The sequence below is a fragment of the Aliiroseovarius sp. F47248L genome (assembly GCF_023016085.1).
GTDB lineage: Bacteria > Pseudomonadota > Alphaproteobacteria > Rhodobacterales > Rhodobacteraceae > Aliiroseovarius.
This window is the reverse complement of sequence record NZ_JALKBF010000001.1, coordinates 2265161-2282851: the sequence shown is the minus strand read 5'-3', so window position 1 is coordinate 2282851 and position 17691 is coordinate 2265161. Positions and strand designations below refer to the sequence as shown.

19 protein-coding genes are annotated in these 17691 nt (G+C 56.9%); 7 read left to right on the top strand and 12 right to left on the bottom strand.

Translation table 11 applies throughout. The annotated features are described in order from the left end of the window. Positions 1-5 precede the first annotated feature (5 nt). On the top strand, positions 6-602 hold the full coding sequence (locus tag MWU51_RS11370) for a hypothetical protein (protein WP_247037296.1): 597 nt from the start codon (positions 6-8) through the stop codon (positions 600-602). An 11-nt stretch (positions 603-613) separates the two neighbouring features. Here the strand turns inward: MWU51_RS11370 and MWU51_RS11365 are convergent, their stop codons facing one another. The 3 genes from MWU51_RS11365 to dapD all read right to left on the bottom strand — a co-directional run bounded on the left by MWU51_RS11365 (position 614) and on the right by dapD (position 2690). Beyond that, entirely contained in the window at positions 614-1249 is a 636-nt protein-coding gene (locus MWU51_RS11365; RefSeq protein WP_247037294.1) for an HAD hydrolase-like protein, read from the bottom strand. Continuing rightward, complete coding sequence (locus MWU51_RS11360; protein ID WP_247037291.1) at positions 1249-1590, bottom strand: hypothetical protein; 342 nt, start codon at positions 1588-1590, stop codon at positions 1249-1251. The genes MWU51_RS11365 and MWU51_RS11360 overlap by 1 nt, the downstream gene beginning before the upstream one ends. A 272-nt stretch (positions 1591-1862) precedes the next feature. Next, positions 1863-2690 (bottom strand): 2,3,4,5-tetrahydropyridine-2,6-dicarboxylate N-succinyltransferase, encoded by an 828-nt coding sequence (gene dapD / locus MWU51_RS11355; protein ID WP_247037289.1) that lies wholly within the window; start codon positions 2688-2690, stop codon positions 1863-1865. A gap of 187 nt (positions 2691-2877) precedes the next feature. On the opposite strand from dapD, the gene MWU51_RS11350 reads away from it, so the two are divergent. Then, the gene (locus MWU51_RS11350) at positions 2878-3720 is read left to right on the top strand and encodes a TIGR00730 family Rossman fold protein (protein WP_247037287.1); all 843 of its coding nucleotides are present in this window, start codon (positions 2878-2880) and stop codon (positions 3718-3720) included. 22 nt (positions 3721-3742) lie between these two features. Here MWU51_RS11350 and MWU51_RS11345 read toward each other — a convergent pair whose 3' ends face one another. The 3 genes from MWU51_RS11345 to MWU51_RS11335 form a co-directional block, all read right to left on the bottom strand. Beyond that, positions 3743-4099 carry a DUF1428 domain-containing protein gene (locus MWU51_RS11345; RefSeq protein WP_247037286.1) on the bottom strand — a complete coding sequence of 119 codons (357 nt, stop codon included), beginning with the start codon at positions 4097-4099 and terminating at the stop codon, positions 3743-3745. A gap of 82 nt (positions 4100-4181) precedes the next feature. Beyond that, positions 4182-5366, bottom strand: coding sequence for a 23S rRNA (adenine(2503)-C(2))-methyltransferase RlmN (gene rlmN, locus MWU51_RS11340; protein WP_247037283.1), 1185 nt, complete (start codon positions 5364-5366; stop codon positions 4182-4184). 106 nt (positions 5367-5472) lie between these two features. Then, on the bottom strand, positions 5473-6000 hold the full coding sequence (locus MWU51_RS11335) for an invasion associated locus B family protein (RefSeq protein WP_247037282.1): 528 nt from the start codon (positions 5998-6000) through the stop codon (positions 5473-5475). Positions 6001-6183: 183 nt separating this feature from the next. Between MWU51_RS11335 and MWU51_RS11330 the strand changes: the two genes are divergently transcribed. Further along, positions 6184-7185, top strand: coding sequence for an asparaginase (locus tag MWU51_RS11330; RefSeq protein WP_247037280.1), 1002 nt, complete (start codon positions 6184-6186; stop codon positions 7183-7185). Between the two features lie 66 nt (positions 7186-7251). Here MWU51_RS11330 and MWU51_RS11325 read toward each other — a convergent pair whose 3' ends face one another. Together MWU51_RS11325 and serB are read right to left on the bottom strand one after the other, a co-directional pair. Further along, complete coding sequence (locus tag MWU51_RS11325; protein WP_247037278.1) at positions 7252-8010, bottom strand: TSUP family transporter; 759 nt, start codon at positions 8008-8010, stop codon at positions 7252-7254. Then, the gene (gene serB, locus MWU51_RS11320; RefSeq protein WP_247037276.1) at positions 8003-8881 is read right to left on the bottom strand and encodes a phosphoserine phosphatase SerB; all 879 of its coding nucleotides are present in this window, start codon (positions 8879-8881) and stop codon (positions 8003-8005) included. Before serB ends, MWU51_RS11325 begins: the two co-directional genes overlap by 8 nt. Before the next feature lie 156 nt (positions 8882-9037). Between serB and MWU51_RS11315 the strand changes: the two genes are divergently transcribed. The 3 genes from MWU51_RS11315 to MWU51_RS11305 all read left to right on the top strand — a co-directional run bounded on the left by MWU51_RS11315 (position 9038) and on the right by MWU51_RS11305 (position 12665). Beyond that, positions 9038-10180 carry a phosphoserine transaminase gene (locus MWU51_RS11315; protein ID WP_247038826.1) on the top strand — a complete coding sequence of 381 codons (1143 nt, stop codon included), beginning with the start codon at positions 9038-9040 and terminating at the stop codon, positions 10178-10180. Between the two features lie 64 nt (positions 10181-10244). Beyond that, positions 10245-11837, top strand: a complete 1593-nt coding sequence (serA, locus tag MWU51_RS11310) for a phosphoglycerate dehydrogenase (protein WP_247037274.1) — start codon at positions 10245-10247, stop codon at positions 11835-11837. A 90-nt stretch (positions 11838-11927) separates the two neighbouring features. Then, the gene (locus MWU51_RS11305) at positions 11928-12665 is read left to right on the top strand and encodes a metallophosphoesterase (protein WP_247037273.1); all 738 of its coding nucleotides are present in this window, start codon (positions 11928-11930) and stop codon (positions 12663-12665) included. A gap of 5 nt (positions 12666-12670) precedes the next feature. Here the strand turns inward: MWU51_RS11305 and MWU51_RS11300 are convergent, their stop codons facing one another. Together MWU51_RS11300 and mce are read right to left on the bottom strand one after the other, a co-directional pair. Beyond that, on the bottom strand, positions 12671-12946 hold the full coding sequence (locus MWU51_RS11300; protein ID WP_247037271.1) for a DUF1467 family protein: 276 nt from the start codon (positions 12944-12946) through the stop codon (positions 12671-12673). Next, on the bottom strand, positions 12946-13350 hold the full coding sequence (gene mce / locus MWU51_RS11295) for a methylmalonyl-CoA epimerase (RefSeq protein ID WP_247037269.1): 405 nt from the start codon (positions 13348-13350) through the stop codon (positions 12946-12948). The genes MWU51_RS11300 and mce overlap by 1 nt, the downstream gene beginning before the upstream one ends. A 160-nt stretch (positions 13351-13510) precedes the next feature. Here mce and MWU51_RS11290 point away from each other — a divergent pair, with 160 nt between their 5' ends. Continuing rightward, positions 13511-14230: a response regulator gene (locus tag MWU51_RS11290; protein ID WP_247037267.1), complete on the top strand. Its 720-nt coding sequence runs from the start codon at positions 13511-13513 to the stop codon at positions 14228-14230. A gap of 463 nt (positions 14231-14693) precedes the next feature. On the opposite strand, the gene aspS is transcribed toward MWU51_RS11290, so the two are convergent. Together aspS and MWU51_RS11280 are read right to left on the bottom strand one after the other, a co-directional pair. Beyond that, positions 14694-16544: an aspartate--tRNA ligase gene (gene aspS, locus MWU51_RS11285; protein ID WP_247037264.1), complete on the bottom strand. Its 1851-nt coding sequence runs from the start codon at positions 16542-16544 to the stop codon at positions 14694-14696. Between the two features lie 83 nt (positions 16545-16627). Continuing rightward, positions 16628-17593 carry a phosphatase PAP2 family protein gene (locus tag MWU51_RS11280; RefSeq protein ID WP_247037263.1) on the bottom strand — a complete coding sequence of 322 codons (966 nt, stop codon included), beginning with the start codon at positions 17591-17593 and terminating at the stop codon, positions 16628-16630. Positions 17594-17691: the final 98 nt, after the last annotated feature.

The following is a 17691-nucleotide window of genomic DNA, read 5'->3' as shown; positions in this document are numbered from 1 at the left end:
CATTCATGAAAAAACTTCTGTTCCTTCTGGTCGTTCTTCCCCTATCGGCCTGTTTTGATGCTGATCTGGATTTTGTGGTACATGACGATGAAACGGCAACTATGTCGGCGCATATGCTGCTAGGGCCGGAAATGTATGGCATGATCGCGCAAAGCGGTCAGGACCCATGCGAAGAGGGCGTCGGCAAAGTGAATGCAGACGGAACCTTCAGCTGCCGGGTGGAAAAGACCGACACGATCGACAATCTGATTGCCGAGATTGAGACAGGCAAACAGAATGCAGCATCCGGTGGGGTCAATCACAATCAGGGTGTCACCGTCGAACGAATGGACGGCCCTTACGTGAAACTGCTCTTTGATCTGGCAGAGCTGAAACAGGCCGCTGCCGAAAGCGGCGCAGACGCATCCATGATGGGAATGCTGCAACAGGCGTTCCAGGGGCATCGCATACGCATGAAAATCACTGGCAAGGATATTGTTGAGACAAACGGAATGTTGTCGGATGACGGACGAACCGCCGAGATCATCATCCCACTGCGTGCATTGATCGAACCGGACACGAACTTGCCAGATCAGTTCGTGACCATCGTGCAGACCGAATGACGCATGGTTCGCTAGGACAGAAACCGATCAACAACGCCCGGCAACGCGTCGGGCGTTTTTACATGTGCGTCTGCTTTTGACAGATCGTCGCCACTACCATAGCCCCAGCCAACCGCGATAAACTTCATACCCACGGCGCGCGCGGCATTCAGATCATAGTGCCGATCTCCGATCATGACGCAGCGTGCAGGGTCATCCCCGGTCATCGTCAGGGCATATGCTAGCAATTCGGCCTTGTCATTACGGGTGCCATCAAGTTCAGGGCCAAATTCTTGGGTCATGAACTTCGACAACCCGAAATGAGCCGTGATTTTTTGGGCATAGACGTGGGGCTTTGCCGTGGCGATATGCATCGCATGACGCGCACCAATGGTGGTCAGCGCTTCGGGTATGCCGTCAAAGACAGTGCAGTCAAACATCCCGCCCTTGTCTTCGTAGAACACTCTGTAATGTTCCAGCGCGATCTGAGGGTCTGGAGTGCCCAGCTTCTCGAAGCTCCATAAAAGGGCCGGACCGATCACCCATTCCAGATCGTCAGGCGATGGTGCGTTCAGCCCAAGTTCCTGCAGTGCTTTCACGACACTGCCGGTGATGCCGGGTTTGGGGTCGGTCAGAGTACCATCAAGGTCCCAAAAAACGGTGCCCATCAGGTGTTCTCGCCAAAAAACGGGGTCATCTGGGCCACGATCACGCTGTTTTCTTTCAACGCGCGCCCCATCAAAGTGCGTTCGTCGCCCGGGATGTCGTGCCCTTCGGCCAGACGTTCGTCAAGGCTGCCATAACCGTTCACATCCAGCGGGGCCAGATCGGCTTGTTTCAGAATGGCGACGGTCTCGCGCACCGCTTCGGCTTCGTCCACACCCGAGGCATAGCAGACCAGTGCGGCACCGGTTGCACCCTCAGGCAACCCGTCGCCATCCTTGCGGCCCACCTCGACCAGAAGGGTATAGACTTGATGCGGCTTCTTCGGTTTTTTCTCTTTGCTCATGCGCCGGGCTTAGGCCGCATCCGCGCCGGGATCAAGCCCTGCCGGTTCAGACCGAATATGTGCAGGTCGAAGGGGGTTGCGCGTTGCGGGTTTGCGCTGCTTCAGCGGCAAAGCCGACCGCGATCAGGCTGCTAAGCAGGATTAGACGTATCATTGTGACCTCCCATTGTTTGGAGGTTATACGGCGCAGAACGAGATTTACGTCACTTTTTCTGAAAATAAGCGCGCCGATCATACGCGGCGCGCCTGCTTTAACTAGACAGTGACAACGATCAGTCGCGCAGTAGCTCGTTGATCCCGGTTTTCGAACGGGTCCTGGCATCCACACGCTTCACGATCACCGCGCAGTAGAGGTTGACCCCGTTCTTCGACGGCATCGAGCCTGCGACAACCACCGAATAGGGCGGCACTTCGCCATACATCACTTCGCCGGTGTCGCGGTTTACGATCTTGGTTGACTGGCCGATAAACACGCCCATGCCAAGCACCGATCCTTCGCGCACGATGCAGCCTTCCACGACTTCCGAGCGGGCGCCGATGAAGCAGTTGTCCTCGATGATGGTCGGGCCAGCCTGCATGGGTTCCAGCACCCCACCGATGCCGACGCCACCCGACAGGTGCACATTCTTGCCGATCTGCGCGCACGATCCGACGGTGGCCCATGTGTCAACCATGGTGCCCTCGTCCACATAGGCGCCAAGGTTTACGAAACTGGGCATCAGAACCACGCCGGGCGCGATGAAGGCCGATTTGCGAACGATGCAATTCGGGACCGCGCGGAAACCAGCGGCTTTCCACTGGTTGTCGCCCCAGCCTTTGAATTTGCTGTCAACCTTGTCCCACCAGCCAGCGCCCTGCGGGCCGCCAGATTGTTCTTCCATGTCCTTCAAGCGAAAGCCCAGTAGTACGGCTTTTTTCGCCCACTGGTTCACATGCCAATCACCATTGTCCTGACGTTCCGCCACGCGCAGCCCGCCACCGTCAAGCGCGTTCAGCGTGTCTTCGATGGCTTCACGGGATTCGCCGGTGGTAGCGGGGGTAATGCTATCGCGCGCCTCCCAGGCGGCTTCGATGGCGGCTTCGAGTTGGGCGTTTGACATGTCAAAAGGCTCCGTGCGTGGGGGTGGGCGAATTTGGGTTCGGTTGGGCTATAAGACGGAACGGTGGTTTGTGCAATGAATAGCACCATCCCGCGTGTGTCGCGACAAGGTGAAAACGCGGCACTGGTTCTTCGCGCTTAAAGGCGATAGCTCTTGCAAGAACGCATAAGAAACAGGATCCGTGCCCATGAATGACGACCGCAGCCACCCGTTCCGCGACAGCCATCAGGACCGTGAAGCGGCGCATCAAATACCCGATACGCCTCAAACCCGCGCGCAGGCGTATCGTCTGGCCTATGACGATCAGGAGTTTATGTGCCGCGATGAATTGCGGCCCGTGCGCTGGCAGTTGGAGTTGATGAAGCCCGAGCTTTTGATGCAGGAATACGGGGTGGAGAGCACAGTCGTCCTGTTTGGCGGCGCGCGCATCCCGGAACCTGCACAGAAGGACACGGCGCGGACCGAAACGCTGGCAGAGCTGTCACGATTTTATGACGAGGCGCGTGAATTTGCGCGGCTTATGACACTCCGCTCCAAGGTGAACAACCACCGCGAAAACGTGATCGTCACCGGCGGCGGACCGGGCGTAATGGAGGCCGGGAACCGAGGCGCCGTGGACGCAGGCGGCGTGTCCATTGGTCTGAACATCGTGCTGCCGCACGAACAAGCCCCGAACGAGTATGTTACGCCGGACCTGTGCTTCAACTTCCACTATTTCGCGATTCGAAAGATGCACTTCCTGATGCGCGCCGAGGCGATCGCGATCTTCCCGGGCGGATTTGGGACACTGGACGAGATGTTTGAAAGTCTGACGCTGATCCAGACCGGCCGTATGAAACGGGTGCCGTTCCTGCTGTTCGGGCGTGACTTTTGGACCCGCATTGTGAATTGGGAGGCATTGGCAGATGCTGGCACGATTAGCCCAGATGATCTTGACCTGTTCCGCTTTGTCGAAACAGCTCAAGAAGCCATCGATGTGATTGACGCATGGGGTAAACCGGGCAAGCGCACCGACATTCCGGGACGCTAACGCCTGGCAGGATCCGTTTGCGTCAGGTCTCGGCCTCGAAGATCGGGTCGAACCCAGCCCAGATCATGCGTTTGCCGTCAAATGGCATCTGCGCCATATCCTTCCAGCGAGGATCGGATTCCATGCGCTTTGCTGCAGCATCGCAGGTGTCTTTATCTGGCCATTCGATCCACGAAAATACGACCGCTTCGTCTGGCGTTGCTTTAACGGCGCGTTTGAAATCTGTAACCTTGCCGTCCGGAGTCGTCTCGCTCCATGTCTCGACTATGCGGGTCGCACCATATTCCTGAAAAATAGGTGCAGATTGGGCGGCAAGGTCGCGATAGGCGTCCTTGCTTTTGATCGGAACCGGGATCAGGAAACCTTGAACATAGCTCATCTTGAAACCTCCACATTAGGGGAGGGTGCCACATATCGGGCACCGCCCGAACCATAAGCATAGCGCGACGGGCAGGTTCCGTCTATTGCCCCAAGCCGGCCTCAGCCTCGATCTGGCGTTTTGACTTGCGAGCGCGTTCCGTCTCAGACTTCAACTGACCGCAGGCGGCCATGATATCTTCGCCGCGCGGGGTGCGGATGGGGCTGGCATAGCCAGCCTTGTAGATGATGTCGGCAAACGCCCGGATGCGGTTGTTCGAACTGCGGGTATAGGGCGAGCCGGGCCATTCGTTGAACGGGATCAGGTTGACCTTCGCGGGAATGCCTTTCAGATGTTCGATCAGGCGATGGGCGTCTTCATCGCTGTCGTTCACGCCGTTCAACATCACATATTCAAACGTGATCCGTTCCGAGTTCGATAGACGCGGATAATCCCGCAGCGCGTTCAGTAACGTTTCGATGTTCCAGCGTTTATTAATCGGCACCAGCTTGTCGCGCACCTCGTCCGTTGTGGCATGGAAGCTGATCGCGAGCAGGCAGCCGATTTCTTGGGCAGTGCGGGCGATTTCCGGCACTACGCCCGAGGTGGACAGCGTGATCCGACGGCGCGACAGCTGGATGCCCTCGGCGTCCATCGCGATGTTCATCGCGTCGCGCACATTTTCGAAGTTGTACAGAGGTTCGCCCATGCCCATCAGCACGATATTGGACAGCAGACGGGTTTCATCCTTGGGCGCACCGGGTTCGGGCCATTCGCCCAGATCGTCGCGTGCCATCATGATTTGCCCGACAATCTCGGCCGATGTCAGGTTGCGCACCAGTTTCTGGGTGCCTGTATGGCAGAAAGAACAGGTGAGGGTGCAGCCGACCTGCGAGCTGATGCACAGCGTGCCGCGACCTTCTTCGGGGATATAGACGACCTCGACCTCGTGCCCGCCCGCGATGCGAACAAGGTATTTGCGGGTGCCGTCTTGGGACACCTTACGAGTCACGACCTCAGGAATTTCGATGACGAAATGCTCGTCCAGCAGCGCGCGGTAGGCCTTGGCCAGGTTGGTCATCACATCGAAGTCACGCACGCCCCATTGGTAAATCCACTGCCACACCTGTCCGGTCCGCATCTTCGCCTGCTTTTCAGGTGTGCCCACAGAAATCAATGCGTCACGCAATTGGTCACGCGTCAGGCCAACGAGGTTGCGTTTGCCACCTTCGTCGGTCTTGCGGGGGATGGTCATAACATCCTGTGTGATTGGGGCAGTCAGTTCCATGGCGCGTTCCAGTTTGTGCAAGGCGGCAGTCTATAGAGGAACAAACACTGATTGTCACGCCATGGAATGCCCATGGCGTGTCAGAATGTCGTGAAGATCAGACAGCCTAGCTACCGCAGCGTTTTCCGGCTTCTTCAACGGCGGCGGTGAAACCAAGCAGACTGAACGTATCCTGCGTTTTGGTCCCGCGCGAACTTTCGGCGTTTGCAATCGCGCTGGCGCCACGTTTCATGGCCGCAATGATCTTGGCGTCATCACCAGGAGAAGCGGACCAGGCCCATTCGCCATCGGTGAACATTTGAAATGTCGTATCGCCAATCACAAGCGACACGGTGGACCCTGGTGCGAAAGGATAGCCACCGGTGAACGACACTTCGCCATTCACTTTGGCACCCGGGCGATAGCTGACAAACAGCAGAATATCACCACGTTTTACCGCGACCGAACGGCCATTTCTTGTGTTCACGGTCTCTTTTGGGCTCGAAACGCTCCAACATTCTGTCGGGTTGTCTTCGACAAACACACTCCAATCGGTGTTTGCGGCGACCCGGTTCGAGCTTTCCTGAGCGAAAACGCCCGTCGCTGCCAGCGACAGGCCCAGTGCGCAAATCGCGCCTGAAATCGTTCGTTTCATGTCTAACACAGCCTCCAGCTGCCTCTGCCTCAAGCCCTTGCGCGTCCCCACCGTCTGACGCGGCCCTTGACTGTTGCGCTTGGGTCGTTTCCAAGTCTGTTCCGAGAGTTTAGCGCGAAACGAACGCGTAATAAAAGCCCCTGCGGCGGTTTTTCGCGCGTTTCGTTTGGAAAGGAGCAACCAATGGGTCAGTCAGAGCGTCTTGTCGAGGTTTGGCGCGGAGATATCCTTGAAAGCCAACATCATGGCCATGCGGTGATTTGCAATGCCAAGGGCGAGATTGTCGACGGCTGGGGCGATCCCGACCAAGTGATCCTGCCGCGATCCTCGGCCAAGATGTTGCAGGCACTGCCGCTGGTGGAAAGCGGAGCGGCGGATGCGGCTGGGCTATCGACCGAGCAACTCGCGTTATCCTGCGCCAGCCATCAGGGTGCGGCGATCCACACAACGCGCGTGACACGATGGCTTGCCGATATGGGGTTGGGAAATGACGATCTGTTGTGCGGCCCGCAGATGCCCGACGATCGCGACGCTAGGACCGACCTGATCAAGGCCGATGCCAGCCCGTGCCGGATTCACAACAATTGCTCGGGCAAACATGCGGGTTTTCTAACACTCAGCCGTCATCTGGAGGCCGGGGCGGACTATGTCGATCTGGATCATCCGGTGCAACGGACGGTCAAGGTCGCATTCGAAGAGATAACGGGGGAAACAAGCCCCGGCTTTGGTATTGATGGTTGTTCAGCCCCGAATTTCGCCGCGACCCTGGCGGGCATGGGCCGCGCCATGGGGGCGTTTGCCGGGGCTAAGCCCGGCGGTGACACGCGTCAGCGGGCGGCGGTCCGACTGCGCGAGGCGATGATGTTGCACCCGGACCTGGTGGCGGGTGAAACCCGCGCGTGCACCGAGTTGATGCGCGCCGCGAAAGGCAAGGTTGCGCTGAAAACCGGGGCAGAGGCGTTCTTTGTCGCGATCTTGCCCGAGCAGGAGCTTGGCGTGGCGCTGAAGATCTCGGATGGGGCGACACGTGCGTCGGAATGCGCGATTGCGACCATCCTGGTGAGGTTGGGCGTATTGGATGTGAACGATCCGATGGTGAAGAAGCGGATGAACCCGGCGGTGAAAAACCGTGCGGGGCAGGACACGGGTGAGATACGACCATCTGAGGCATTGTTGAAGTCGTAAGGGGCGTTGCTCCTCTGCGCGTATGCGCATACACCCCAGGATATTTTAGGCCAGAAGAAACTTTGATCAGAGCAGATCTGTGATCAGTTTCAAGGCCATGGCGGTCGAGGCAATGACCAACAGCGGTTTGATCAGCCGGGCACCATTTCGCGAGGCGAGGTTGGAGCCAAGATAGGCCCCAGCGATTTGGGCGGCACCCATTGCCAACCCTATGGCCCAAAGCGGTGACAGCACGATCAGGAACCCCGCCAACCCGCCGACATTCGAAGCAAAATTCAGAAGCTTGGTGTGAGCCGTGGCGCGAAGGATGCCATGACCTGCCATGGCAACGAAGGCCAGCATGAAAAATGCGCCGGTTCCGGGGCCTAGCAAGCCGTCATAGAAACCGATCAGTGGCACAAAAGTCAGAGAAAAAACGGCAGGGGACAGTCTTTGGTGGCGGTCGGTATCGTCCAGTCCCGGTTTCAGCGCGAAAAAGAGAGCAATGGCGACCAAAAGGACCGGCAAGATCCAGCGGATCAAGTCGGTGGGTAGCGCGTTGACGGACAGAGCCCCAAAAAGGGCCGCGACAAAAGACAGGGCCGCAGATTTCAGTTGCCGTTGCAGATTTACATGCCCGGCGCGGGCATATGTGATGGCCGCCATTCCTGCCCCGAACAGGCCTTGCACCTTGTTGGTGGCCAGCGCCGTAACGGGTGGTACGCCTGCCAGCAGCAAGGCGGGCAAGGTGATCAATCCGCCACCACCCGCGATTGCATCGACAAATCCTGCAACAAAAGCGGCAGTTAGCAGCAGCACCGTGATTTCGGTTGTCAGGTCAAACACCCGAAAACTCGGTCTTAGAGTAACCTTGGATGTACAAAAGTGCTGTCAGGTCACCATGGTTGATACGGATGTCACATTGTGCAGCCACCGTTGGCTTTGCGTGCAGGGCCACACCCGCGCCTGCCAGATCCAGCATACCCAGATCATTCGCGCCGTCGCCAACCGCCATGACCTCTTCATGCAACAGGCCCAGTCGGGCCGAGATTTCTTCCAGCGCTGCCACTTTTGCGTCGCGCCCCAGTATGGGAAAGGCAACCTTGCCGGTCAGTTTGCCATCTTCGATAAGCAGCTTGTTGGCACGGTTTTCGTCGAATCCAAGACGATCTGCTACATGGTCAGTGAATGCGGTAAATCCACCTGACACCAACGCGGCGTAAGCGCCGCTCGCTTTCATTGTGCCTAGCAACTCGCGCCCGCCGGGCATCAGAGTGATGCGTGTATCCAGCACCTTGGCGATGACCGCATCGGGCAGGTCTTTCAGCAGACCCACCCGTTCGATCAACGCGCCTTCGAAGTCCAGTTCGCCATTCATGGCACGCGCTGTGATGTCTTTGACCCGATCGCCAACGCCGGCTTCGTCCGCGAGTTCATCGATGCATTCCTGTTGGATCATGGTTGAATCCATGTCCGCCAAAAGCATCCGCTTGCGCCGCCCTTCCATCGGCTGGACGACCAGATCGACGCCCAGAGTTTGCAGGTCCGCCCATACGTCCCGGAGGTTGGAGGGTTTTTGGCGCAAGGGAAAATCGGCCGCTTCGTCCGGTGACAACCACTCCGCATCTCCGCCGCCCCACGCGTTGCGCAGGCTTTCAACAAGTGTGGCGTCAAGGTGGGGTTGCGACGGGGCCGTCAGAAGGGTGGCGATGTACATGCGGAAGTTTCCGATCGTAGACAATTGGCGTCACTTTCCGACGCTCGGCGCGGCTATAGCGACATTTTCCGACTTGTGCCAGCACGATTCCCGTCTTAGTTCGATCAGTGGGACACCCCTCCCCAACGAGGGGCTCATATCTGGAAGGGTATCATGATTGATATTGCACAACCGGCAACGCGGCCGGCAAATCCGCGTTTTTCTTCTGGCCCCTGCGCCAAACCCCCCACATGGACCTTGGATGCTTTGTCGGACGCCGCGCTTGGCCGTTCGCACCGCGCCGCCATTGGCAAAGACAAGCTGAAAGCGGCGATCGAAGGCACGCGCGAGGTGTTGGGCATTCCGACAGACTACAAGATCGGCATCGTTCCCGCATCGGACACCGGCGCGGTCGAGATGGCGATGTGGTCGCTTCTGGGCGCGCGTGGGGTCGAAGTGCTGGCATGGGAGAGCTTTGGCGCCGGTTGGGTTACGGATGTGACCAAGCAGCTAAAGCTGGATGCGGTGACCAGGACCGCCGATTACGGCGAGCTGCCTGATCTGGCGTCGGTTGATTTCACCAATGACGTTGTTTTCACCTGGAACGGAACGACCTCGGGCGTGCGCGTGCCGAATGGTGACTGGATTCCTGCGGGGCGCGAAGGGCTGACCATTTGCGACGCGACCTCGGCTGCCTTTGCAATGGACCTGCCGTGGGACAAACTGGATGTGACCACGTTTAGTTGGCAGAAAGTGCTGGGCGGCGAGGCGGCTCATGGCATCCTGATCCTGTCGCCGCGCGCGGTTGAACGTCTGGAAAGCTACACCCCCGCATGGCCGCTGCCGAAAATCTTTCGCCTGACCAAAGGTGGCAAGCTGATCGGCGGTATCTTCGAGGGCGCGACGATCAACACGCCGTCGATGCTTGCGGTCGAGGATTATCTGTTCGCGCTGGATTGGGCGCGCTCAGTGGGCGGGCTTGAGGGCTTGATTCATCGTGCGGATGCCAACACCAAGGCTATTGCCGATTTTGTCGAATTGCGCGACTGGATCGACTTTTTGGCGCATGACCCGGCCACGCTGTCGAACACGTCTGTCTGTCTGAAGTTTACCGATGATCGGATCAAGGACGGCGCGGCCTTTGCCAAAGCGGTTGCTAAGCGGTTGGAAGTCGAGGGCGTAGCGCTGGATATCGGCGCCTATCGTGATGCTCCGGCGGGTCTGCGGATCTGGTGTGGTGGCACGGTCGAGACGTCAGATGTCGAGGCCTTGATGCCGTGGCTTGATTGGGCGTTCAACGCCGAGATTGCCACACAATAAGTTTGCACCCTGCGCGATTGCGCGCAGGGCTTCCCCCTACATCTTTGTGAAAAGGACCAGGCAAATGGCCCCTAAAGTACTCGTATCCGACAGTCTTTCTGAAACCGCCGTTCAGATCTTCCGTGATCGTGGCATTGACGTTGATTTCGAACCCGCATTGGGCAAGGACAAGGACGCACTTCTTGCCAAGATCGGCGACTATGATGGCCTTGCAATCCGTTCAGCCACAAAAGTGACCGACAAACTTCTCGAGGCCGCTACCAACCTGAAAGTCGTTGGACGCGCTGGGATTGGCACCGACAATGTGGACAAGGTTGCAGCCTCGAAGAAAGGCGTAATCGTGATGAACACGCCGTTTGGCAACATGATCACAACCGCCGAACATGCGATTGCGATGATGTTTGCTGTGGCGCGCCAGATCCCCGAAGCCTCTGCATCGACCCATGCGGGTAAGTGGGAGAAATCCAAGTTTATGGGGGTTGAGCTCACCAGTAAGACGCTGGGCGTCATCGGTGCCGGCAACATTGGCGGCATCGTTTGCGACCGGGCGTTGGGCCTGAAAATGAAAGTCATCGCTTTCGATCCATTCCTATCGGAAGAGAAAGCCGACAAGATGGGCGTCGAAAAGGTCGAGCTGGACGAGCTTCTGAAACGCGCGGATTTCATCACGTTGCACGTGCCCCTGATTGAACAGACTCGTAACATTCTGAGCCGCGTGAACCTTGAGAAAACCAAGAAAGGCGTTCGGATCATTAACTGCGCCCGCGGTGGTCTGGTGGACGAAGAGGCTTTGGCAGAACTTCTGAAATCGGGTCATGTTGCAGGGGCTGCCTTTGACGTGTTTGCCGAAGAACCCGCGACCGAAAACCCTCTGTTTGGCTTGCCCAATGTCGTGTGCACTCCGCATTTGGGCGCGGCGACGACGGAAGCGCAGGAAAACGTGGCGCTTCAGGTGGCCGAGCAAATGTCGGACTACCTGCTCACCGGCGCCGTGCAAAACGCGCTGAACATGCCGTCGGTCACTGCTGAAGAGGCCAAGGTTATGGGGCCGTGGATCAAACTAGCAGAACACCTTGGGGCGTTTGTCGGGCAGATGACTGAGGGTCCGATTAAAGCTGTGAACATTCTTTATGACGGTGTCGCATCTGAGATGAACCTGAAGGCGCTGGACTGTGCTGTGTTGTCGGGTTTGATGAAGCCGGTTCTGCCGGATGTAAATATGGTGTCGGCTCCGGTCGTCGCCGCTGATCGAGGCATCAAGACATCGACCACCACGCAGGCCAAGGGTGGCTCGTTTGACGGTTACATCAAACTAACCGTTGTGACGGAAAAGCGCGAACGCTCTATCGCGGGTACGGTATTCTCGGATGGCAAGCCACGTTTTATCCAGATCAAAGGCATCAATATCGACGCCGAGATCGGCAGCCATATGCTTTACACAACCAACAACGATATGCCGGGAATCATCGGTACGTTGGGGGCGACGATGGGCGAGCAGGGCGTGAATATCGCCAACTTTACTTTGGGTCGGAAAGATACGGGCGGGGATGCGATTGCCCTGCTCTATCTGGACGAAGCGATTCCGCAGAAGGCGTTGCAAAGCCTTATTGCGACCGGAATGTTCCAGGCGGTCAAACCGCTGGCATTCGACCTTTAACAGCGAATAGATACACAAAGCCCCGGCCATGTGTCGGGGCTTTTCATTTCTGGTTCGGTGGTCCATGTTCAGCGCGAACAGGAGGGGCAAATGCGCGCCTATGCGATTGGAGACATTCATGGGCAGCTTGATCTGCTTCAGGCTGCGCATGCGTTGATCGAAGCGGACCGCGTGGCTGTCGGTGATGATAACGCCCCCGTCGTTCATATCGGAGACCTTGTCGATCGCGGCCCCAACAGCGCGGGCGTGATCGAGTATCTTATCAATAGCCAGGCACAGGGTAAAAACTGGGTGGTCTTGAAGGGCAACCATGACCGAATGATGGAGATGTTTCTGCGTGACTACCCCATGGTCGATACACAGCTTTTGATTGACTACAACTGGCTGCATCCCGGCATCGGCGGGGTCCAGACTTTGGGCAGTTATGGGATCGAGGTGCCTGATGGCATCCGCACCTATCAGCTGCATCCCAAGGCGCGGGCTGCAGTTCCTGATACGCATCGCCACTTTCTGGAAAACCTGCCTGCGATGTATCGCTTTGGCGATCTGTGCTTTGTTCATGCAGGCATTCGCCCCGGCATTACGCTTGAGGCCCAGTCCGAGGATGATTTGTGCTGGATTCGTGGCGAATTTCATGCCTCCACCGTCAATCACGGCCCGTTGATCGTTCATGGTCACACGCCGGTGGACGTTGTGACGCATTACGGAAATCGGGTAAATATCGACACCGGCGCTGGACACAGTAAAGCCTTGTCCGCAGTTGTGATCGAAGGGCGAGAGGTTTGGTTGCTGACGCCGGAAGGTCGCAGCCCTGTAACGCTTGGTTGATAACGCTAGTTTGCGTCGTCCAGCCTGTTGAACCAGTCGATATCTTCGACCGAAATCCAGCCCGATACGATGATTCCAGCGACGATCGCCCAAACCACTGTGCCGATGATCGTGACAATGATCATGGTGCGCGCCAGTTTGAAATTGGCGGGTGCGCCTGCATGTGTGCCGCGCACAACCTCGCCCTCGTCTCCTTGGGTGCGCAGGCCGATGGGCAGGACCACGAACATGGTCACAAACCAAATGACCACATACAGAACGATTGCGGCGGTGATGGACATCAGACTTGTTCCAGCTCGACCAGCGTGCCGTTGAAGTCCTTGGGGTGCAGGAATAGGACGGGCTTGCCATGTGCGCCGATCTTGGGTTCTCCGGTGCCCAGCACACGTGCACCGGCCGCTTGTAGCTTGTCGCGGGCGGCGAGGATGTCATCGACCTCGTAACAGATGTGGTGGATGCCGCCTGCTGGGTTCTTTTCCAGAAACCCCGCAATGGGCGAGTTTTCACCCAGTGGGTAAAGCAGTTCGATCTTGGTGTTGGGAAGAGTGATGAATACAACGGTGACACCGTGGTCCGGCTCGTCCTGCGGCGCGCCAACTTCAGCCCCCAGCGTTTCGCGATACTGTGCCGAAGCGGCCTCAAGGTCCGGCACTGCGATGGCCACGTGGTTCAGGCGTCCAATCATCAAATCTCTCCCTCTGTCGTCTGGGGTTGCTTATGCCGGGCTTGGCGCGGCCGGGCAAGTGCTGCAGTGCCGCATATAAAGAAATCGACGCCGCGTTTGCAGGCTTAACCGGTTGTTAGGCAGTTCTGGCGCAGGCTGATCCCTAGAAAGGAGTAGGCTGATGAGCGATGATCTGGAACAATTCATGTTGGGACACCCCCCAACATCCGACCGACCCTTGCAAGGCTTGACCGTACTCGTGGTCGAAGACAGCCGATTTGCATCTGAGGCGATACGTCTTTTGAGCCTGCGATCTGGCGCGCGTATTCGACGCGCTGACAGTCTGCGCGCTGCACATCGGCATCTACGGGTCTATCGTCCCTCGATCGTGATCGTCGACATGGGGTTGCCGGATGGATGCGGGGCGGATCTGATCGCGCAACTGGTGTCGCATCCACCGCGAGTTCCCGTGCTGTTGGGGATGAGTGGTGATGAAACAACCCGTGAGCAGGCAATCAAAGCCGGTGCTGACGGGTTCCTTGCGAAACCGGTCGAAAGCCTCGCTGTCTTTCAGCAAACCATCTTGAACGTGCTGCCACCCGCTGAGGGTCCGATCGCGCCGCGTGCTCTGCCGCAAGACGTCATCGCGCCGGACGAGCTCGCGTTTCAAGATGATCTTTGTCACGCCGCTACATTGATGCGGGACAGCGTTGATGGTCCTATGCAGGACTATATTGCCCAGTTTCTGGGGGGTATAGCGCGAAGTGCCCATGATAACTCGTTAGAGGCAGCCGCCGTTGGGTTGGCACAGGCTCGCGCAGCTGGACGTGGGACGGTTGCGGATCTGGCACGCGTACAAAGCCTTGTGCAGGACCGTCTGGCACATCGGCACGTGCTCTAGGCTATGGATTTGACTTGATCCATTCAGTCCCAGAAGGTGACGTAGCGGCACCGCGTTTCTGCCCCGAAAATACCCTTGCGATGCACGAAATTGGCCGCTGGAGACCTCATTTCCGCCCGATTCTGATGTCAAAAAACATTAGACGGGGTGAACAGAGTGTTAAGACGAGGGTTGTATTATGAAAAGCCTGATTAAACGTTTCGCTGATGAAGAGTTCGGCAATGCTGTGATTGACTGGACAGTTTTGGTTTCTGGCGCGGCCATGTTGGCCACAGCGCTGGTGCTGACTGTCGCCTGACATTATGTCGGAAAGACGACGCAACAGATGATATAATCGAAACCCGTCCGGTAAACGGTTGTTTGAGAAGAGTGCTTTTTCAGCGAGCTGCCGCTGAAAAATAAGGGTGCGTGATAACACACGCACCCTTTCTCGTTTCCTAGAGCACCAAGTTGCCCGCGCAGATCACTCTTGCCGAATAACCCGCAGATGAAGCTCTCGCAGCTGTTCATTCTGCGGCTCGCTGGGCGCGTTCATCATAAGATCTTCGGCGCGTTGGTTCATTGGGAACATCATCACTTCGCGGATATTGTCCTGATCAGCCAAGAGCATCACGATGCGGTCCACACCCGCAGCACAACCTCCGTGCGGGGGCGCGCCATATTGGAAGGCATTGACCATGCCGCCGAAACGCTTCCGCACTTCGTCCTCGCCATAGCCTGCCAGTTCAAAGGCTTTGAACATGATTTCGGGCTTGTGGTTCCGAATCGCGCCCGACACCAGTTCATAGCCATTGCAGGCCAAATCGTACTGATACCCGCGAACGGCCAATGGATCACCTTCCAGCGCCTCCATCCCGCCTTGCGGCATCGAGAATGGGTTGTGGTCGAAATCCAGCTTTCCGGTTTCGTCGTCCATCTGGAAGATCGGAAAATCGACGATCCATGCGAAAGCAAAACGGTCTTTGTCGGTCAGTCCCAACTCTTCGCCGATCACGGTGCGGGCACGCCCGGCAACGCCTTCGAACGCTTTTGGCTTGCCGCCAAGGAAGAACGCGGCATCCCCGATATTCAAACTAAGCTGCTGGCGGATTGCCTCGGTGCGTTCCGGACCGATATTCTTGGCTAGCGGTCCAGCGGCTTCCATGCCGCCCTCCACTTCACCCGACTTCAGTTTGGCCTGAGCTTCTTTAACGCTGATCCCAAGCTCTTGCGCCACTGCATCTGCCGTTTTCTCGCGCCAGAAAATATAGCCCATGCCGGGCAGACCCTGTTCCTGCGCGAATTTGTTCATCCGGTCACAGAACTTGCGGCTTCCACCTGTGGGGGCAGGAATGGCGCGGATCTCGGTGCCGTCCTGCTCCAGCAATTTCGCGAAGATCGCAAAGCCCGAGCCGCGGAAATGGTCAGACACAATTTGCATTTTGATCGGGTTGCGCAGGTCCGGCTTGTCGGTGCCATACCATAGCGCCGCGTCTTTGTAGGAGATGTGCGGCCATTCCTGATCGACCTTGCGCCCGCCGCCAAACTCTTCAAACACACCACGCAGCACAGGTTCGATCGTTTCGAACACGTCTTGTTGGGTGACGAAGGACATCTCCATGTCCAACTGGTAAAAGTCTGTGGGCGACCGGTCGGCGCGCGGGTCTTCGTCGCGGAAACACGGCGCGATCTGGAAGTATTTATCGAAACCGGCAACCATCATCAGCTGTTTGAACTGCTGGGGGGCTTGAGGCAGCGCATAAAATTTACCAGGGTGCAGGCGCGATGGCACAAGAAAATCACGTGCGCCTTCAGGGCTGGAGGCCGTGATGATCGGCGTTTGATACTCGCGGAAATCCTGATCCCACATCCGCTTGCGCATCGAGGCGACGACGTCCGAGCGCAGCTTCATGTTTTCCTGCATCACCTCGCGTCGCAGATCAAGGAAGCGGTATTTCAGCCGCGTTTCTTCCGGGTATTCCTGATCGCCAAACACCATCAACGGCAGCTCTTCTGACGCCCCCAAAACTTCAAGGTCGCGAACGAAGACTTCGATTTCACCGGTGGGAATCTTGTCGTTCACAAGGTCGGCGTCGCGGGCTTTCACGTTGCCGTCAATACGGATGCACCATTCCGACCGCACCTTCTCCATCTCGGCAAAGACGGGGCTGTCGGGGTCGCACAGAACTTGCGTGATGCCATAATGGTCGCGCAGGTCGATGAACAGGATACCGCCGTGGTCGCGGACCCGATGGACCCAACCAGAAAGGCGAACCGTGTCGCCTACATTCGATTTGTTCAGTTCAGCGCAAGTGTGGCTGCGAAAAGCGTGCATGGGTGCCCCCGTCGAGCGGTTCATATGTATCGCGCCGATACACCTGCCTTGGCAGGTAAAGTCAAGGGCGCGATGGGCACTATTCAGCTGTACCGGGCAGCCTTCTTGTCGCGACGGCGTAAATAAAGCCACAAACCCACGATGAATGCGATCGAAGCATAGCCATCTATGGCATAGTGATAGCCTGTGTAGACGGACATATACAGGATCGCGGCGACCCAGATAACTGCGAAGGGAAGCAGATAGGCAGAGCGTTCGTAAAGATAGATCCCAACCAGTGTGGCGACTGATACATGGACGCTAGGAAATGCCGAGATTCCAGTGCCCTGTGATTGACCAAAATGAGTGTATAGAATCCATAGGCTTTCTTGTGCATTGCGAATGACTTGCATGTTGGGTCCGATTGGCAAGAACGACCCAGGCAAATCAGCGAAGTAATCACCTCCGTAGAAGCGGTCAAAGAAGATGGGGCCGACTGAAAGTCCGGCCAATGCAAGTAGGTTTCCTATGATGATCCACGCGGATGCATACAATATCAAAATACGTTTCACACGAGCTTCGTCGCTGTCCAGAGTTGCCAAGGCAATTGGTAGGATGATGGCGATGGTCAACCAACCGTGAAGATAAATACCCGCCAACCACTCCAATGGGAGGTGTTGACCCCAACTATGTGAAATCACCCAAGGGTCTGCTCCCAAATGTAATACTTTGTCAATTTTCACGAACGTGGGATCGGCAAAGAAAGGTAACACAAATGGCAGAGAAGTTTTTATTACCAAGAAGCCAGCCTGAAAGCACGCTGTTCCAATTGACGCTAGTAGCGCATGTACAATTGTTTCTTTCGGAGTCTTGGTCTGATAGATCGCACTTCCCACCAGGCCCATACTCACAAGTGTAAAAGCGATAAACAACAGCATGGGTATCGCGCTGATAATAATCCTTACTTTTTCACTAACGGCTTCAGCGGCATTGTCTCGCACTAAGAACGCTATGAGAATCGCGATAAGTAGATAGCCTATGCCAAACCGAAGAAACTGATTAATCGTCATCTCTCTTATCAACTCTCAAATCTGATTGATCTGTCCATATTTTAGTGTTGGGTTGTATGCAATTCCGTACTGAGGTTTGAAGAGATCAATTGCATCAC

What these genes read in the sequence shown, in the direction of transcription:
- MWU51_RS11290 (WP_247037267.1), top strand. Translation starts at nt 13,511, where the DNA reads ATGAGCGATGATCTGGAACAATTCATGTTGGGACACCCCCCAACATCC.
- MWU51_RS11350 (WP_247037287.1), top strand. Translation starts at nt 2,878, where the DNA reads ATGAATGACGACCGCAGCCACCCGTTCCGCGACAGCCATCAGGACCGT.
- MWU51_RS11345 (WP_247037286.1), bottom strand. Translation starts at nt 4,099, where the DNA reads ATGAGCTATGTTCAAGGTTTCCTGATCCCGGTTCCGATCAAAAGCAAG.
- serA (WP_247037274.1), top strand. Translation starts at nt 10,245, where the DNA reads ATGGCCCCTAAAGTACTCGTATCCGACAGTCTTTCTGAAACCGCCGTT.
- dapD (WP_247037289.1), bottom strand. Translation starts at nt 2,690, where the DNA reads ATGTCAAACGCCCAACTCGAAGCCGCCATCGAAGCCGCCTGGGAGGCG.
- aspS (WP_247037264.1), bottom strand. Translation starts at nt 16,544, where the DNA reads ATGCACGCTTTTCGCAGCCACACTTGCGCTGAACTGAACAAATCGAAT.
- MWU51_RS11305 (WP_247037273.1), top strand. Translation starts at nt 11,928, where the DNA reads ATGCGCGCCTATGCGATTGGAGACATTCATGGGCAGCTTGATCTGCTT.
- MWU51_RS11300 (WP_247037271.1), bottom strand. Translation starts at nt 12,946, where the DNA reads ATGTCCATCACCGCCGCAATCGTTCTGTATGTGGTCATTTGGTTTGTG.
- serB (WP_247037276.1), bottom strand. Translation starts at nt 8,881, where the DNA reads ATGTACATCGCCACCCTTCTGACGGCCCCGTCGCAACCCCACCTTGAC.
- MWU51_RS11360 (WP_247037291.1), bottom strand. Translation starts at nt 1,590, where the DNA reads ATGAGCAAAGAGAAAAAACCGAAGAAGCCGCATCAAGTCTATACCCTT.
- MWU51_RS11335 (WP_247037282.1), bottom strand. Translation starts at nt 6,000, where the DNA reads ATGAAACGAACGATTTCAGGCGCGATTTGCGCACTGGGCCTGTCGCTG.
- MWU51_RS11280 (WP_247037263.1), bottom strand. Translation starts at nt 17,593, where the DNA reads ATGACGATTAATCAGTTTCTTCGGTTTGGCATAGGCTATCTACTTATC.
- mce (WP_247037269.1), bottom strand. Translation starts at nt 13,350, where the DNA reads ATGATTGGACGCCTGAACCACGTGGCCATCGCAGTGCCGGACCTTGAG.
- MWU51_RS11330 (WP_247037280.1), top strand. Translation starts at nt 6,184, where the DNA reads ATGGGTCAGTCAGAGCGTCTTGTCGAGGTTTGGCGCGGAGATATCCTT.
- MWU51_RS11365 (WP_247037294.1), bottom strand. Translation starts at nt 1,249, where the DNA reads ATGGGCACCGTTTTTTGGGACCTTGATGGTACTCTGACCGACCCCAAA.
- MWU51_RS11370 (WP_247037296.1), top strand. Translation starts at nt 6, where the DNA reads ATGAAAAAACTTCTGTTCCTTCTGGTCGTTCTTCCCCTATCGGCCTGT.
- rlmN (WP_247037283.1), bottom strand. Translation starts at nt 5,366, where the DNA reads ATGGAACTGACTGCCCCAATCACACAGGATGTTATGACCATCCCCCGC.